The 11,833-nt window shown below is 53.2% G+C and carries 14 protein-coding genes; 7 read left to right on the top strand and 7 right to left on the bottom strand.

Annotated features, from left to right (window positions below; all coding sequences use genetic code 11):
- Position 1 precedes the first annotated feature (1 nt).
- The 6 genes from CRO59_RS06600 to CRO59_RS06575 all read left to right on the top strand — a co-directional run bounded on the left by CRO59_RS06600 (position 2) and on the right by CRO59_RS06575 (position 3,889).
- The gene (locus tag CRO59_RS06600) at positions 2 to 334 is read left to right on the top strand and encodes a hypothetical protein (RefSeq protein WP_045122541.1); all 333 of its coding nucleotides are present in this window, start codon (positions 2 to 4) and stop codon (positions 332 to 334) included.
- 333 nt (positions 335 to 667) lie between these two features.
- The gene (locus CRO59_RS06595) at positions 668 to 1,138 is read left to right on the top strand and encodes a hypothetical protein (protein ID WP_097088783.1); all 471 of its coding nucleotides are present in this window, start codon (positions 668 to 670) and stop codon (positions 1,136 to 1,138) included.
- A gap of 249 nt (positions 1,139 to 1,387) precedes the next feature.
- The gene (locus CRO59_RS06590; protein ID WP_097088781.1) at positions 1,388 to 1,774 is read left to right on the top strand and encodes a hypothetical protein; all 387 of its coding nucleotides are present in this window, start codon (positions 1,388 to 1,390) and stop codon (positions 1,772 to 1,774) included.
- A gap of 234 nt (positions 1,775 to 2,008) precedes the next feature.
- Positions 2,009 to 2,629, top strand: coding sequence for a hypothetical protein (locus tag CRO59_RS06585; protein WP_003226256.1), 621 nt, complete (start codon positions 2,009 to 2,011; stop codon positions 2,627 to 2,629).
- A 377-nt stretch (positions 2,630 to 3,006) separates the two neighbouring features.
- Entirely contained in the window at positions 3,007 to 3,399 is a 393-nt protein-coding gene (locus CRO59_RS06580; RefSeq protein WP_097088779.1) for an Imm50 family immunity protein, read from the top strand.
- Positions 3,392 to 3,889 carry a hypothetical protein gene (locus CRO59_RS06575; protein WP_097088777.1) on the top strand — a complete coding sequence of 166 codons (498 nt, stop codon included), beginning with the start codon at positions 3,392 to 3,394 and terminating at the stop codon, positions 3,887 to 3,889. The genes CRO59_RS06580 and CRO59_RS06575 overlap by 8 nt, the downstream gene beginning before the upstream one ends.
- 37 nt (positions 3,890 to 3,926) lie before the next feature.
- Here the strand turns inward: CRO59_RS06575 and CRO59_RS06570 are convergent, their stop codons facing one another.
- Positions 3,927 to 4,739 carry a VanW family protein gene (locus CRO59_RS06570; protein ID WP_097088775.1) on the bottom strand — a complete coding sequence of 271 codons (813 nt, stop codon included), beginning with the start codon at positions 4,737 to 4,739 and terminating at the stop codon, positions 3,927 to 3,929.
- Between the two features lie 215 nt (positions 4,740 to 4,954).
- On the opposite strand from CRO59_RS06570, the gene CRO59_RS06565 reads away from it, so the two are divergent.
- Positions 4,955 to 5,761, top strand: a complete 807-nt coding sequence (locus CRO59_RS06565; protein WP_097088773.1) for a glycosyltransferase family 2 protein — start codon at positions 4,955 to 4,957, stop codon at positions 5,759 to 5,761.
- A gap of 329 nt (positions 5,762 to 6,090) precedes the next feature.
- Here the strand turns inward: CRO59_RS06565 and CRO59_RS06560 are convergent, their stop codons facing one another.
- From CRO59_RS06560 to CRO59_RS06535, 6 genes are all read right to left on the bottom strand, one after another.
- Complete coding sequence (locus CRO59_RS06560; protein WP_097088772.1) at positions 6,091 to 6,675, bottom strand: hypothetical protein; 585 nt, start codon at positions 6,673 to 6,675, stop codon at positions 6,091 to 6,093.
- An 85-nt stretch (positions 6,676 to 6,760) separates the two neighbouring features.
- Positions 6,761 to 6,943, bottom strand: a complete 183-nt coding sequence (locus CRO59_RS06555; RefSeq protein ID WP_027611616.1) for a hypothetical protein — start codon at positions 6,941 to 6,943, stop codon at positions 6,761 to 6,763.
- 11 nt (positions 6,944 to 6,954) lie between these two features.
- A complete protein-coding gene (locus tag CRO59_RS06550) occupies positions 6,955 to 7,197 on the bottom strand; it encodes a hypothetical protein (protein ID WP_097088770.1) in 243 nt (80 codons plus the stop codon).
- A gap of 151 nt (positions 7,198 to 7,348) precedes the next feature.
- Positions 7,349 to 8,419, bottom strand: coding sequence for a lipocalin-like domain-containing protein (locus tag CRO59_RS06545; protein ID WP_097088768.1), 1,071 nt, complete (start codon positions 8,417 to 8,419; stop codon positions 7,349 to 7,351).
- Positions 8,409 to 10,880 carry an FtsX-like permease family protein gene (locus tag CRO59_RS06540; protein ID WP_097088766.1) on the bottom strand — a complete coding sequence of 824 codons (2,472 nt, stop codon included), beginning with the start codon at positions 10,878 to 10,880 and terminating at the stop codon, positions 8,409 to 8,411. The genes CRO59_RS06545 and CRO59_RS06540 overlap by 11 nt, the downstream gene beginning before the upstream one ends.
- Positions 10,877 to 11,530: an ABC transporter ATP-binding protein gene (locus CRO59_RS06535; protein WP_097088764.1), complete on the bottom strand. Its 654-nt coding sequence runs from the start codon at positions 11,528 to 11,530 to the stop codon at positions 10,877 to 10,879. The genes CRO59_RS06540 and CRO59_RS06535 overlap by 4 nt, the downstream gene beginning before the upstream one ends.
- Between the last annotated feature and the right edge of the window lie 303 nt (positions 11,531 to 11,833).

Raw genomic sequence — 11,833 nt, 5'->3', positions numbered from 1 at the left:
AGTGAAAACAATTTCAGTGCCAGTAACCGTGGAAGCAATGAATCGATTAGACTTTGATGAATGTTTACCGGGAGATCTGGAAGAAATTTTTCTTTCCGAAGATGAATTCTCAACCCTTGTAAAGACCGGAGCAATTGAAAAAATCAACTCAACACTAGGAATACTTATAGACGAGTACGAAGACGAAAAAATACAAGGAATCTCAGAATTACAAACATCTCTCAACATATTTCAAGAAGCATTAAAAACCACCAACACTGAAATAATAAACAAAATCTTAAAGCTTAATGAATCAGCAATAAAACATAATACTGGATTGTTTTTTTACTTCTGAGTTTTTCCCAGAATTATATAAACTGATAAAAACTACAAATCCATATTTAATACTCAACTCAAAGAATATCGAAAAAAACCACTCTTTATTCGATAAAAATGGCAACTCAATATAACTGAATGACATAAACACATAAACACTTTCAATTTATAAAAAATAATGGATTTCTATTTCTGGTGAAATCACTCACCAAGAAACTGAGCATACCTATACTGCTTCAGCTTGCCACTTTTTGATCAAAAGGGATTGAACGCCTTCCCTTTGGCCTTCTTTTCAGAAAATAAATCCGCCCCCTTTTTCATTGAAAAATTTCGATGACTGGGAAAATCTTCAATGAAGACCACTTTTGAAACTGCTTTAGACCTTCACGAAATATCTGATTTCTTTAAAGGAAATGGACAATATTTTGCTCGAGGCTCCGACTGGGGAGACCATCTTTTTATTAGCAACTGGCAGGAAATGTGCAGCGTTTTAAAAAATCAGAAAGCCGCACAAAATTTACTCACATCGATATTTGAAGATTACGCAAAATATTTGAAGGAAGATTATTCAGATGCCGAAGGATTATTCTCCAATATAAGCACCTACTACACACTTAAAAATAAAATAGCCTTTTTATCGAGCAATAGTTACGACTTAATCGAAAGTCTTGACGAGAGAAGCAAGAAAAATATAGGAAAACTATTTCGTCTGCTTAGGCAACAGTACGATTTAAAAAACAAAGATCTGCCAAAGTACACATTTGATGAGAAAATCAAACGATTAAAGCTAAAGGGATGCACCCTTAATCTTGAACAGCTTTGAAAAAACATGCAGATCAGGACTTCGGCACAACTGATGATAGCCATTTAAAGAATTCAAAGTTTAAAAACTCTGCTACTCCCATAAAAATATCGCATTAAAATTAGCGAACACCCGACACGATAGAAAAACGAATAAAGGGCACAGATTTTTTGTGTAGGCAGCCCAAAAAAGCAATCAAAATAAATCTGTTCCCTTCCGCTTTGAAAAATAATCCGAATTTATTGGCCAAATCGGTTCTAGGGTCGAAAAATGACAACCCAGAAATGTATCCCACGAAGTGTATGGTTTGGGCTCGACGGAACAGGCTACAACAACATTGCGCAAGAGCTAGAATCCGAAAACCCTTCACTAAGAAAATGGATTTCAGTATACGCCATTTACAAATACCCCTTTACCAATGTTCCATATAACCATTATGACTTCATCCATCAATCAAAAAATTTCCGATATGCAACAGTGATATTTACAATCTCAACCGAAACACTTGAAACAAGTGACGGCGTGGACGACCGAGACATCAACATCTTAAAAATAGAAACCATGAACTCTGAAGCGGAAATCAACGCCTTTCTTGAAAAGCTTAACGTCGATCCAGAACTTTTCACTACTCCATGGCGGTGTGAATATCCTCTCTAGTTGCTGAACTGCAATGAGGAGAGGGACGGATTGTTTTCGTTGAAGGAAATAAATCTGCCCCCTTTTCAGCCCCATTTTCACGCAAACAAATACATAAAAATCACTAAAAACAAAAAATTAATTAGGTCTAAGAATAGCTTTATAAACAAAACTCAACCCAAAACACCATAAAACAACTGATGGCAACCAAATCGATTCAAAAAAACTTGATCAATTTTTTATCGAGAGAGCAAAATGAACTTTTCAATTGACATTACAGAATCCTTTGGCGCTATCGACTTCGATAATGCAGGCGGACTTATCTCGTATATAAACATACCTCCAAACGAAAATATTCAAGACAAATTCCAACTAGAACTATTTAATTTTGTCCTTAACTTAATAGAAAAATCGGTAGTTTCTTCAATAAAAAACCAGAACCCAAGCTTTCTAGAAAAGATGGACGAGGACGGTTTCCTGGTCATTAAGCAAGCCATCATCACATTTGAAAAAATAAAAGGTCACGAAAAATTAATACGCTTATTAAACCAGGACAGTGGCTACTTGACGCACGAATCTTACGGCCCAAAATTAGAGAACAAAGATAAAATATACGATATCGGCGGAAGATCATTCTCAACTCCTGAATTATTAATCAACCTTGCCATCATCTCACCAAAAAAAGTAACCCTCGACTTCACTGCTTCAAACCACACTTATATACCCACATACGACGAACTTCAGAAATCAGTAGGGATATTAAACTCACAGGCAAATCGCGTTCAACCTGAAATTCAGGGTATATTCGATATTAGCTACAGCAATTTGCATACCATATGCGATTTTGATGCAGGCTATCGATTGCACTCAATATAAAATAGTGGCGAATCGGGAGAAAGAAAAATTGTTCAGAATTCCTTGCAGAGATTTTCAATCAAAGAAGCACTCTAGGAAATTGGCCAACATAAAAGAATTGCAGTGCACACAACAAAAACCTCAACCGCTCGATAGAGCTTTCAAAAACAATGAAACAAAATACTTTCCGAAATATGAACAATGAAACTAGACCCCTGCCTCGACATATTACCTTTACTATTACTTCCTATTGAGACAAAAGGGGACAGATTTATTATTTATGACAACCCAAAAGATATTGAAAACAAATCTGGCCCTTTTGCCTCTTTTACCTTCGATGACACTAGAACCTGAAAGGTCCCCGGCACCAAAGAACACTACCCCTTCAAGGAAAAAAAATGAAAACCTGGAATGAACTTGATGGCTACACCTTATTCAATAGAGTGTTCACCAAACCTATTAAAATTAGCACGATAAAGTTATTCCAAATAACAATCGACAACAACAGACCTAACATAACCTTCGAATTCGATATCCCAGAAATCCCCGACTCCGCACCTGAAAAATGGATAAAGATGGGATTCAACACTTGCCGCATTGGCTTGAGCTGCAACGGAGTCAAGGAATTACTCTTAAAAAACATACCTACTCGAGAGAGCCTCACTATCAAAATAGAGAAGATTGACGAGTATTTTTTTATCCGCGCAGAAAATGAAAACTCTCTATTAGAGTTCAAAACAAAATACCCATTACTTTGTGGCCCTTCTGTTTACATGAGCACCCATGAATAAACATCAAATCACACTCGCCAACAACTGGACCGCCACCTTCGAAAACAACGGTGAGTTCCGCATGGGAGCCGAAGGCTGGAGCTTGCTCCTGCAAGGACCTGACGGCAGAAATATCAATTACTTCGCGGACAAGATCATTTTGGTCAACGATGACGACGGCACCCAGGCTAATTCGTGCATTCGTCTATCCAGCGACGGTGTCTACGGTTATTTGAGCACAGCCGTTGACAGCTGCTGGGTGATCGATTTCTCGCGGTGCATGATCGCCCCGCACCGAGTGAGCATCCATCACTACCATGACGCCTATGACGAAAGCGTGGCAGCTTACGAACAACCCGCCTTCAAGCGTGTGAGGCAATACATCAGTGTGGTTGGAAGGCACATCTATCTGACCTTCCCGCTGACCAAAGATGAAGACTTCCCCAAGGTATGGGAAGAGTATCTGTCCATACGCAAACGCCAACTGGATGAGCTTTATTTCAGAAACTGACCAGTGGGCGCCAATATCATGTTGCTATTGGTGCGCCCTACCCGATCAACTCGTCCATCACCTCATACTTAACCACCACACGATTCCGATACAATCTCACCCTCTCCACCAATTCCCCCACCTGCCCCTTCTCCCGCACTTCCCGCCAGATCTCATTCTCCCGATACACCCGCTCCCCCTGCCGCACAAACCGATGCCCTTCCTGAAACACGTGATACCGATACGCCCGCACCCGATCGCATAGCAACTCGCCCTCCAACTGCGTCTCCCCCACGTTCAACTTCAACTGAAAACTCCGATGAGTCGGGTTGTGCAGTACCAGATCAACGTAGTTGTAGAAAATCGCCGCGCCAGAACCGAATGGCAGTACCCGCCCCTCGTCCGGGAATGGGTCGAAGCTGTGGTTGGAGCGTTCAACGACTATCAGCGGTGAGTGGATCGCCATCCAGTGGATCAGGTTGCTCAGTTGGCAGATTCCGCCGCCGATACCGCTGCGTGCTTCGCCGAAGGACAGTTCCATGCCTTCGACGTAGCCGCATTTGCGGGTTGGGCGGCCGACGAGGCGGCAGAAGGAGAAGTGTTCGCCGGGGGCGATGATGAGGCCGTCGATGGCGGCGACGGCAAGTTTGAGGTTGATGACTTTGTTGTGTTGCAGGGCGAGGTCGGAGTCGCCGAGTTTGCGGATAAGTTTTGAGGTGTGTTTGAGGTAGCGAAATGGCAGACGGTCAGCGCCGGCAACCAGGCGTGCGTAGCGTTTGCTGGAGCAACGCCAGGCGATCTGGCGGAACAGTCTTTTTTGCCACACGCGCAGCCAGTACAGGGCCGGGTGGTAGAGGGAAAGTGGTTTCATCCGTGAGGCAGCGGCAGGCGCCGTTTTGTCCTTGAAGCGTCTGAGGGGCGCGCAGTTTAGCCTGTGGGACGGCTTGCGTCGTGCGCGAGATGTCGTGGCTCGACACACTTCGAATGGCTTGCTGAACGGCAAATTAAGCTTCAACTAAGCTTGCGTCGCTAGCATCCCGGCCCGAGACACACTTGTCGCCGATCAACCGCGGATGAGCTTACCGAATGAGCCAGCTTGATTTACCAGCCGTTACGCAGCCGAATTTCAGTCTTGTATTGGTAAATTACAAAACCCCGGACATCACCCGGATGTGCCTGGAGTTATTGCGTCAGCACGTTCAGGCGCAGCGCATTCCGGTTTGGGTGGTGGACAATGATTCGGCGGATGCCAGCCTGGATTACTTGCGTTCGCTGGACTGGATCAATCTGATCGAACGTCCCTCCCCCGGCAAAGAAGCGGGACATATTGCGCATGGCAAGGCGCTGGATCTGGCGCTGGAAAAAGTTGAAACCGACTATCTGTTTCTGCTGCACACCGACACCTTTGTCTACGACAAGGAAGTCTTCGCGATGATGCTGCGTGAGTGTACAAAGTCTGCGGACATCGCCGCAGTCGGGTGTGTCGAGCAAATCAATCGAGGGATTCTGAGAGACACCTGGCGACTAACTTCGCGGTTTTGCAAACACTATATTCGCCGGGCGAAAACTGCGTTGGGTTTGCGCAGTAAAGAGCCGAAACCTTATCGGGAAACTCATCTCAAGAGTTTCTGCACTTTGTGGAACGCCAAGTTGATGAAGTCCCATGGACTGCACTTTTGCATGGATGACCGAGTGCCCGGTTATACCCCGCAGGATCGAATGGTCGGTCTGGGCTATGGCATCAAGCTGCTGTCACCACGCAAGATTTTCCGCTATCTGGATCACATCCAGGCAGGAACCGTCGCCGCCGCTGGCACGTACGGCAAAAACCACCGCCGCACCAAGATGTATGAAGCCACCCTCAAACGCTTTGCGGGGCAGGCATCGGCATAATTGCGAACACAAAAAAGGGCGACTGCAAAGTCGCCCTTTTTTTATCTGAAATTGTATACATCCGCTCCGAAGAGGTGTTCGCCCAGTGTAATGGCCTGGCAATCCATGCACCGGTAAAGAGCCCTGACACTGGGCGAACGGGAAGGATTTTAATAGAAGTTGGCAGATATGTCGTCATACACAAAGGTAAATTTTATGTACGAAAAAGTTAATAGATATTTATCGACGAAATCCTTCCGTGAAACTTTCAAAGCACGGCTCAGCTCATTTCAGATGATTGTTCTCATACAATAATTTGTACAAGAACAATCATCTTGTAGAGTTAATACTCAGCTTTCATGCTGACTGGTCACTTTTAATACATCGGTATAAGTGACAACTACGCTCTGCCCGACTTTCAGATCTTTCAGCTTGGCCTGAATTTCAGGCTTTTTGACGTCGAGGATTTTCGACTGACCTTGAGGGTTTTCCAGGGTCACCTGATTATTCTTCAAATCAATTTTGGTGATTTTCAGTTGCACCTGAATCTGGCGATAAGCCTCCCCGCCCGGGTTTTCAGTGCCCGGAGCGTTGCGCAGCTCGCCGCTGCGCTCGACGGTGCCAGGCAGACCTTTATCCACATCGGTATCGAGGTAAGCCGCCACCGAGCGTTGCACTTCGAGTTTTACCAGGTCGCCGACCTTGAGGTTGGCGAGGTTTTTCGCCTTGTCGCTGAGCTGAACGTGAACCTGACGACCTTCGGCGCCTTCCAGCACCACCTGATGGTTGGCCGCATCGACGGCCAGCACTTTGGTGGTGACCTGATCGGCCTCGACGGTAGCAGAAAGCGGAATATCGGCCGCCATGGCGCCGAAGCTGGTGGCGGACAGGACGGTTGCGAGGGTGATGGCCTTGGCCAGAGCGTGGAGCTTCATAAGCGGTACTTTCCCTGTAATGAATGGCAGCAACCGGCGCCAACGCGTATTTGGCGCCGAATGTGCCACTGAGCATAGACGCTGTTCAGGGCTTGGCTTTCGTTTCTGCCGCGGCGGTCTCCTGCGCGGTGGATTCGCCACTGGTGGTGCCCTTGCCGCTGTCCTCGCGCTGTTTGGGGTCGGTCGGGCGCAGGGCGTCGTTGTCGCGCTCGGTTTCTCCCGGTGGCCGGGGTTCGTCGGGGTGTTCGCTGGGGGATACGGGTTTCATGGTGGTTCTCCTCAGGCGTCAGGGTCATCCAGTTCATTGGTAACGTTCACGGCAGGCGAATCCTTGTGCAGGTCATCGGCCTTGGCGCGCAGGATCTGCCACTGCTCCAGATCGATCGCGCCCTGGCCGAGCAGATCGTCGGCAATGCGTTGCAGGTCGAAATAGTGAGCGTCGGGGGATTGCTGCCAGTAGGTCTGATCGTCGAACAGGCGCTGCCAGGTGGTGAGGTCTGGGGGTTGCAGGTCGTCGCTCATGGGCGGGCTCCTCGCCGGGGTCTCGGAAATGGGCCGGGATTGTTCGGTAGAGGGTGGTAGACGGGGCGGAGTTCCGGGCAATTGCTCTGTGGGTGACTGTACCGGCGCCTTCGCGGGCAAGCCCGCTCCCACAGGGGTTTGTGTACGAAACTCAGTACCCGGTCATTTCCAGATAGCCGCGCCCGCCATGGCTGCCGCTGATCCGCACCGGCCCTTCCCAGTAAGGGATGCGCAGGTTCATCCAGGCGTCGGGATTGAGCGCGTCGAGGCTGATGTCGAGGTGTTTGTCGGGAATGCTGATCGACCAGCGCACCGGCATATGGCGGCCGGCAACTTTTGCGGTGTCCTTGGGTGTGAGTCTGATCTGCGCGCCGTGCAGGGTTTCGGTCTGGCCGTCGGCGTTGATCCAGGTGCCGGTCAGATACGGCGCGCCGTCGGTTTTCCGGGTGCGAAACAGCATCAGCGACTCACCACTGTCCAGGTGCAGGGAAAACCAGTCCCACCCGGTCTGATTGGCTGCCAGCGGCTGACTGCTCCATTCACGATCCAGCCACGCCGGGCCGCTGACGGTGTAGGTCTGGCCGTCAATTTGCAGGGTGCCGCTGGCCTGAAAAAACGGCTGACTGTAGTAGTAAGAGGCCTGGCCCTGTTCGGATTTTCGGCTGAAACCGTTGTCACCTTGCAACACCAGCGGCCGACTGGAAGTGAGGTGCAGTTGATAGCTGAAAGCTTTGTCGCTGGCACTGAGTTGCAGATCGGTCAGCGGATCCTGCGCCTGACTGGCGAAGCGCCAATCATCGATCCACGCCTCGAACGGCGCCACGTTCACCCCGGCCTGCCCCACTCCGCCCCGGGCATAGCGCTCGGCGGCATGGTGCGCGGTGGCCGACGTCACCGCGGCATGCCCGAGCCAGATCGTCTGATTGCCCCAGCCCGGCTGCTCTGCCGCAGGCTTTAACGCACTGCGAAACAGAGTCCATTGCACACCGAAATCGTGACCCTGCCGGTCCTTGAGATTGGCGGTGACGTACCACCACTCGATACGAAAACCGTCATGCGCGCCGTGATCCGCCGGAAAGCTGAATACCCGCCCCGGCACCACAGCGGTGAACTGCGCAGCCTGATCGCCAAGCCCGGCGAAGCCCTTCTGCTCAGGCACAGGCTGATCGCAACCGGCCAACAGCAGCAGCGCGAACAGCAGCGCAACCCGGTTAATCCTCATGAGCAAACGTCCTCAGCAGATCCGCCGGTTGTGTGCGGTACAACGAATACAGCGGCCACGCCGAGGCCAACAGCGTCGCCAGCAACGCCAGCCCGAGCAACTGCAGCAGTTGCAGCGGAAAAATCCGCAACGGCAGACGCCAGCCGAATGCCTGCACATTGATCACCGCGTCCAGACACCACGCCAACGCGATCCCCAACGGCAACGCCAGCACCAGCGTCAACACCGCCAGCAGCCACGTCTGGCCAAGGTTGAGCAGCATCAACTGGCGGCGCGTCACGCCCAAGGCCCACAGCGGCGCCAGTTGTCCGAGGCGGCTTTGGCTCTGGGTCAGCAGGCTGATGAACAGCGCCACACCGGCCACCGCCAGGGTCAGACTGCTCAACGCGGCGGTGGCGGCGAAAGTGCGTTCGAAAACCTGCACCGACCAACCCTTGAGCCGCGCCTGATCGACGATGCGGCTGTCATCGAGCTGAAAGCGCGTTTGCAGTGCGTGCAAAAACGGCGGGATATCGGGCGGCGCGATGCGCAAATTGAATCGGTTCGGTGTCAGTGATGGCCACAACCGCAGCAGATGATTGCTGTTGATCAGCACGTGGCCCTTGGGATTGCCGTAGTCGGCGTAGATCCCGACGATCCGCGGCGACCACGCTCCACTTGGGGTCGGCAGACTCAGATGTTCACCCGCGCGCACCTTCAAGCGCCGCGCCAGTTGTTCGCTGAGCATCACCGCGTCGTCATTTGCCAGATGCGCCCACGGATCTCCGGCAATCGCCTCGAGCAACGGCCAGTGCTGGCGATAATAAGGATGATCAATCACCCCGAAGACATCCGCCGGCCAGCCTTGCAGGGTGACCGCGACTTGCCAGTTGGGTAGCACCGCGCTGACGTTCGGCTGTTGTTTGAGCCAGGTGTACATCTCGCGCGATTGCGCCGGATTGACCGGGTTGAGGTACAGCTCGGCGCTGAGGCGTTGTTCGAGCCAGTCGTCGAAGGTCTGGCGAAAACCGGCGGTCATGCTGCCGGCGCCGATATTGGCCGACAGCGCCAGCAGCAGCGCCATCAGCGCCAGACTGAGTGCCGGCAGTTGCTGGCGGCAATCGGCGAGAAACCACTGACCGAGTACCGAGCGACTACGCCCGAGCAACGGATTGAGCACCGCGCTGAGCACCACCGGCAACGCCAGCGCGGCGCCGAGCAGCAACCCGGCCATCAACACAAAACCACTGCTCAGACTGTCGCCCCAGACCAGCGCCAGCAGCGCGATCAGTCCCAGCACCGCCGCCAGCCAACCCTGACGGCGCAACCAGCGCGCATGTTGCTGATGCCAGGCCTGCGGATCCGCCACCGCCAACAGCGGCAAGCGTGCCGCACGCAGCAGACTGTTGGCACCGGCCAGCAACGCGCCGAACAGGCTCAAACCAATACCGCTGAACCACCACCACGGGCTCAGGCGCAACTGCCCCGCCACTTCCGCGCCATACAGACCGCGCAGACTGGCGGCGACATCAGGCAGCAACACGCTCGCCAGCCAGTAACCGCTGATGACTCCGAACACCCCGCCAGCCAACGCCAGCACACCGAGCTCGACGACCAGACAGCCGATCAACATCCGCGCACTGACCCCGCAGGCGCGCAACGTGCGCAGCAGACCACGACGCTGTTCCAGCGCCAGACCGATGGCCGCGTGCACGATGAACAGTCCGACCAGAAACGAGAGAAAGCCCAAGGCATCCAGGTTGAGGTGAAAGCTCTCGGTCAGGCGCGCCAGATTGTTTTCCTCGGCGCTGCTTTTGAGCTGCAGCCGGCCATTGAACGCGGCCGGCAGCTCGGCATGAAAATCCTTCGGCAGTAACAAGCGTGACAGTTGCCCGGGCTGTTCGAGCAGGGTTTGCGCAACACCGATGTCCACCAGCAACACGCCCGGTGCCATGTCCTTTTGCGCGTGCAGCGGCGGCAGCGTCTGGCCGCTGGCGGTTTGCGGCGTGGCGCCTTCGGTCAGACCCAAGGCCTGCAGGGTTTCCGGGGAAATCCAGGTGCTGCCCGGCGGTGAGAAGAACGCGACGATGCGCTCGATCGGCATCGCCTGCCCGGCCACCGCAGCGTCCGTCGGCAGCGACACCGGCTCGATGCCCATCAGTTGCAGGCGCTGATCCGGGTGATCCTTGAGCATCAGCCGGCCTTGCAGCAACGGCGACACCGGCCAGCCTGCGCGGCGCAGATCGATGAACCACTGCTGGGTGAACGTCGCACCGCTCGGTGTGGCCAGACTGGCCTGGGGTTCGCCACCAATCATCTGACTGGCCCGGGCGTAACTGTCGCGGGCCTGACTGTTCAGAGCCTCGACCCCGGTCAGCAGACTGGTCGCCAGCCACAACCCGGTCAGCACACTGAAAAACTGCACCGGATGCCGCCGCCAATGACTGAGCAGCGCACGCAGGGTTTGCCAGAGCACGTTCACGTCAGATGGCCGCTGGACAACACCACCCGCTGCGCCAGTCGCGCCGCCACGCGTGGGCTGTGCGTGACCATCAGCAGCGTGGTCGGCGTGTCGTCGAGCAGTTCCAGCAACAGGCGCAGCACTTCGTCGCTGGTGGCTTCGTCGAGGCTGCCGGTGGGTTCGTCGGCCAGCAGCAGTTTCGGCCGCGACGCCAAGGCCCGGGCCAGCGCCACCCGCTGCTGCTGACCGCCGGAAAGTTGTTCGGGATAACGCTTGAGCAAATCGCCCAGCCCCAGACGCTGCACCAGATGCGCTTGCCAGCGCGGTTCATGGCGCCCGGCCAGGCGCGCCTGGAACGCCAGATTGTCCTCGACCCGCAGGCTGCCGATCAGGTTGAACTGCTGGAACACCAGACCGATTTCCGTACGGCGCCAGTCGGCCAGTTGCGCTTCGTTCATCTGCTCCAGCCGATGCTCGCCGCTGTGGATGCTGCCGCGATCAACCTTGTCGAGGCCGGCAATCAGGTGCAGCAAGGTGCTTTTGCCGCTGCCGGATTCGCCCATCAGCGCCAGACTGCTGCCGGCTTCGAGCGTCAGGTCGACGCCTTGCAGCACCGGGAGCGGGCCTTGGGGGGTGAGGTAACTTTTGAACACGCCTTGAACCTGAAGCATGCCGCCATCCGTTGGGTCAATGTGGGGCAAGGATAGCGGATTGCGGCCTGAGCAGATCAGTGGTGTTTGCACTGGCCCCATCGCTGGCAAGCCAGCTCCCACAGAGATTGAGGTTGCTCACAAATACTGGACTCACCATCAAACACCGTAGGAAATATCTTCAGATCAGCGGTGTTTGAACTGGCCCCATCGCTGGCAAGCCAGCTCCCACAGGGATTGAGGTTGTCCACAAATACTGAGTACACCTTAAAACACTGTGGGAGCTGGCTTGCCAGCGATGAGGCCAGTGAAACCGGCACAAAT

It is taken from the genome of Pseudomonas sp. LAMO17WK12:I5, from assembly GCF_900215165.1.
Classification (GTDB): domain Bacteria; phylum Pseudomonadota; class Gammaproteobacteria; order Pseudomonadales; family Pseudomonadaceae; genus Aquipseudomonas; species Aquipseudomonas putida_A.
This window is presented reverse-complemented; position numbering and strand designations above follow the sequence as displayed.

Excerpts from the sequence above, each read along its gene's own strand:
- CRO59_RS06545 (WP_097088768.1), bottom strand. The coding sequence starts at position 8,419 with ATGAGGATTAACCGGGTTGCGCTGCTGTTCGCGCTGCTGCTGTTGGCC.
- CRO59_RS06560 (WP_097088772.1), bottom strand. The coding sequence starts at position 6,675 with ATGAAGCTCCACGCTCTGGCCAAGGCCATCACCCTCGCAACCGTCCTG.
- CRO59_RS06595 (WP_097088783.1), top strand. The coding sequence starts at position 668 with ATGAAGACCACTTTTGAAACTGCTTTAGACCTTCACGAAATATCTGAT.
- CRO59_RS06590 (WP_097088781.1), top strand. The coding sequence starts at position 1,388 with ATGACAACCCAGAAATGTATCCCACGAAGTGTATGGTTTGGGCTCGAC.
- CRO59_RS06555 (WP_027611616.1), bottom strand. The coding sequence starts at position 6,943 with ATGAAACCCGTATCCCCCAGCGAACACCCCGACGAACCCCGGCCACCG.
- CRO59_RS06580 (WP_097088779.1), top strand. The coding sequence starts at position 3,007 with ATGAAAACCTGGAATGAACTTGATGGCTACACCTTATTCAATAGAGTG.
- CRO59_RS06550 (WP_097088770.1), bottom strand. The coding sequence starts at position 7,197 with ATGAGCGACGACCTGCAACCCCCAGACCTCACCACCTGGCAGCGCCTG.
- CRO59_RS06565 (WP_097088773.1), top strand. The coding sequence starts at position 4,955 with ATGAGCCAGCTTGATTTACCAGCCGTTACGCAGCCGAATTTCAGTCTT.
- CRO59_RS06585 (WP_003226256.1), top strand. The coding sequence starts at position 2,009 with ATGAACTTTTCAATTGACATTACAGAATCCTTTGGCGCTATCGACTTC.
- CRO59_RS06535 (WP_097088764.1), bottom strand. The coding sequence starts at position 11,530 with ATGCTTCAGGTTCAAGGCGTGTTCAAAAGTTACCTCACCCCCCAAGGC.
- CRO59_RS06570 (WP_097088775.1), bottom strand. The coding sequence starts at position 4,739 with ATGAAACCACTTTCCCTCTACCACCCGGCCCTGTACTGGCTGCGCGTG.
- CRO59_RS06575 (WP_097088777.1), top strand. The coding sequence starts at position 3,392 with ATGAATAAACATCAAATCACACTCGCCAACAACTGGACCGCCACCTTC.